Source organism: Marseilla massiliensis (assembly GCF_016899855.1).
Classification (GTDB): Bacteria; Bacteroidota; Bacteroidia; order Bacteroidales; family Bacteroidaceae; genus Prevotella.
Window position 1 is genome coordinate 1 of sequence record NZ_JACJJG010000171.1, and the last position, 3,183, is coordinate 3,183.

A 3,183-nucleotide genomic window follows, 5' to 3' on the forward strand; every position below is an offset into this window, starting at 1 on the left:
AATGTGTCCATTGTTTTCCTTATTTGTTTGTTTTCAAGGAGTTAAGGAGTAATGGAGTAAAGGAGTTAAGACAAATGCCTTGATGAAGGAATGTATCTTAGAATGTCTTAAGAAAATCTTAACATGCAAGACATTTGTCTTAACTCCTTTACTCCATTACTCCTTAACTCCCAAATAAATGATTTACTTCAAATCCGTAATCTTCGAGAAGTCCTGGTCGCCATAGTCGAGATTCTCGCCTCCCATACCCCATATGAAGGTATAGTTGTGGGTTGCGGCGGCGCTGTGAATGCTCCATTCGGGTGACAGAACGGCCTGGTCGCCCTTCATCCAGATGTGGCGTGTCTCGTCGATTTGTCCCATGAAGTGGCATACGGCCTGCTCTTCGGGCACCTCGAAGTAGAAGTATGCCTCCATGCGGCGGCTGTGTACGTGGGCGGGCATGGTGTTCCACACGCTGCCGGGAGCCAGCTCCGTCATACCCATCTGCAACTGGCAGGTAGGCAGCACCTGGCTTACGAGCATCTTGTTGATGTCGCGCTCGTTGCTCATCTCGAGCGAACCCATGTGAGCAACCACGGCGTCAGCCTTGGTAACCTTCTTGCAGGGATACTCCTTGTGGGCCGTTACGCTGTTGAAGTAGAACTTCGCCGGCTTGGCCGAATCCTTGCTGCTGAAGAACACGTCGCGGTCGCCACGGCCGATGTAAAGAGCCTCTTTGTATCCGAGGGTGAACGTCTCGTCGCCTACTTTAACAACACCCTCGCCCTGGCCTACGTTGAATATGCCGACCTCACGGCGTGTAGTAAAGTACTCAGCCTTAAGAGGGTCGATGGCCTCGAGCTTCAGTTCCTCGTTGACGGGCATTGCTCCGCCCACCAGCATGCGGTCATACATAGAGTAAACCATGTTGACTTCATCTGCCGTGAACACCTTTTCGATGAGGAAGTCACGGCGGATTCTCTTGGTGTCGTAGCTCTTCGCATCCTCGGGATGCGCTGCGTAACGGATTTCGTAATTTGTCTTCATAATGTATGTCTTGTCTTAAATAGTTTTAGTAAGATGCAAAATCGCTCCCTGCAAAGTTACTAAAAAAAACGCACCCGTTACATATCAGGGTGCGATTATTGTATGAATAATATTTAAAAAACATCAGTTCGGTATAAGAACGTTGCCATCCAACCTGTAGGGACACTCGGTCTGAGCGTCCAGGTAACCATGGGAGCGGCCAAATGATGCCATGTAAATAAACAATAACTATATGTTTACGACATTACCCGGACGTTCAGACCGAGCGTCCCTACTTTAAGTTTGCAGATAAAAAACGATAAGCCACAAATGGAAATAAAAGTTAATGTTTACCTTTGTTGTTGAAAGGAAAGATTAACTTCCACGGGACAGTCCCCTGTCCCCACAGTGGCAAACTGGATAGTTCAGGCCGGAGGCACAAGCAATTACTTCCTCAATATATAAATTTGACTATTTATAATAGCCGTTTTTTACACATACCTCTGCGTCCGTTGATATATAAACTTTTCCTTTATTATGTAAAATACTGTCTGCTATCTGACAATATCCTTCTTCAACGTCACCGCCTTGAACTTTCTTAAAACGAGCACAAACGCCGCATACCCTTAATATTACATTCTCTCTTTCCATAAATATTTCTATTTTATTATTTAGAAATCAAGAAACAAAGATATATTTTTTTGAACATAAAAACAACTTTACATCTGTATTTTTAATAAAAAGCCGTTACATTTATACTTAAAAACAAAATTTTAATTTTAGATAATTTGACACAATGTGTGCTGTTGTTAAAAGAGTCCTCAAAAAAACTAATAAATTCTATTCTCATTCATTGAAAGTCAGTACAATCGAAAATTTATGGTATGTAATTATTCCCTACGCATTTATATTTATCTGTCAATACATACAAGTCTGTAATTATGTTTGTTAAATTCTTCAACGATTCTTTTGTAGTTGTCTTCTTTTAATATTTTATGAAACAGTTCAATATCATTTTTATTTATAAATGAATATATTTTGTCTTTTGCAATTTTATATATTGCCGTATTATCTCTGATATTTTCTATAAAAGATGTAAGAAGAAACGCAAAATGTTTATCTTTGTCATAATTTTCACATAATTCATTTCTTAGTTTCTCTGTTTCAGTTTCATCTATATTGTCATAATCATCGTCTCCTAATCCTCTTCCAACACATGAACGATAATTGGTTTTTTCTTCAAGTGTAACCAAACTTTTAATAAATTCATCTTTACTGGTAGTCATTTTATAGTTTGTCATTATAAACATATCATCACTTCCTGGGCAAGATTTAAAGTAGCCAGAATGTCCTGATATAAATTTTTGTGCTTCATCACGAATATTTAAATTTTTTACATATCTATGAATTTTAGAAATCTTATTTGCAACAAAATTCATTGGTAATGTTTTTTCATAAATTCGTAGTTTATTTAAATTGAAGTAACAAGATAGAATTGACGAAACTGGTTTATTGATTTCTATTAATATATCAAAAAACATAGAAACATAATATTCGACACAATTTTTTTGTCGATTAATTTGAGGATGCATTATGGCAATACAAGTGTCATCAAATGATTTTTCTATAAATGGAATAGCGTTTTTCATAAGTTTCCAGTTTTTATCTGTATAATATAAACCGTTTTCTCTAAGTTTAGATTTGCTATTTGCATCAGTACTTATGAATTGAAATTCATTTATAGCAATAATATCGGATACCTCTTTTTTATTACAATTATAATAGGTTTCTTGAAGATATGAAACAATAGTAAAAGGCTTATATGTAATATATTTCTCCTTTTTAAAGTAAAAAAGATTTATTATACCATCGTATCTCAGTGTTCTTTCATAACAATCACGTGCCCCATATATTATTCCAAAAGTATCATTCTTACGGCATTGAACAATATACCCAACACATGGCACCTTATATAAGGTTGATTTGCAAACAGTATATTTTGTTTTATTCTTATAATCTTCCATTAGCAAAATTAATTTTATAAATTATGTGCTCCTTATAATGTTTTTCGCATACCGATTAATTGATATTATTGCAACACTACTGTCCCGTAAAAGTGGATAAATAGTTCTTTGAAATTATTGAAACATAGTCAATTACACGGTTTTTTGAAAT

Annotated in this window: 3 protein-coding genes; all 3 read right to left on the reverse strand. The window is 36.3% G+C overall.

Annotated features, from left to right (window positions below):
- Nucleotides 1–183: 183 nt before the first annotated feature.
- The 3 genes from kduI to H6A34_RS14000 all read right to left on the reverse strand — a co-directional run bounded on the left by kduI (nt 184) and on the right by H6A34_RS14000 (nt 3,032).
- A complete protein-coding gene (gene kduI / locus H6A34_RS13990; RefSeq protein ID WP_021948979.1) occupies nt 184–1,029 on the reverse strand; it encodes a 5-dehydro-4-deoxy-D-glucuronate isomerase in 846 nt (281 codons plus the stop codon).
- Between the two features lie 450 nt (nt 1,030–1,479).
- Nucleotides 1,480–1,659: a hypothetical protein gene (locus H6A34_RS13995; protein ID WP_205106015.1), complete on the reverse strand. Its 180-nt coding sequence runs from the start codon at nt 1,657–1,659 to the stop codon at nt 1,480–1,482.
- Nucleotides 1,660–1,919: 260 nt separating this feature from the next.
- Nucleotides 1,920–3,032 (reverse strand): hypothetical protein, encoded by a 1,113-nt coding sequence (locus H6A34_RS14000; protein ID WP_205106016.1) that lies wholly within the window; start codon nt 3,030–3,032, stop codon nt 1,920–1,922.
- Nucleotides 3,033–3,183: the final 151 nt, after the last annotated feature.

Coding starts and splice junctions, on each gene's coding strand:
- kduI (WP_021948979.1), bottom strand. CDS start 1,029: ATGAAGACAAATTACGAAATCCGTTACGCAGCGCATCCCGAGGATGCG.
- H6A34_RS13995 (WP_205106015.1), bottom strand. CDS start 1,659: ATGGAAAGAGAGAATGTAATATTAAGGGTATGCGGCGTTTGTGCTCGT.
- H6A34_RS14000 (WP_205106016.1), bottom strand. CDS start 3,032: ATGGAAGATTATAAGAATAAAACAAAATATACTGTTTGCAAATCAACC.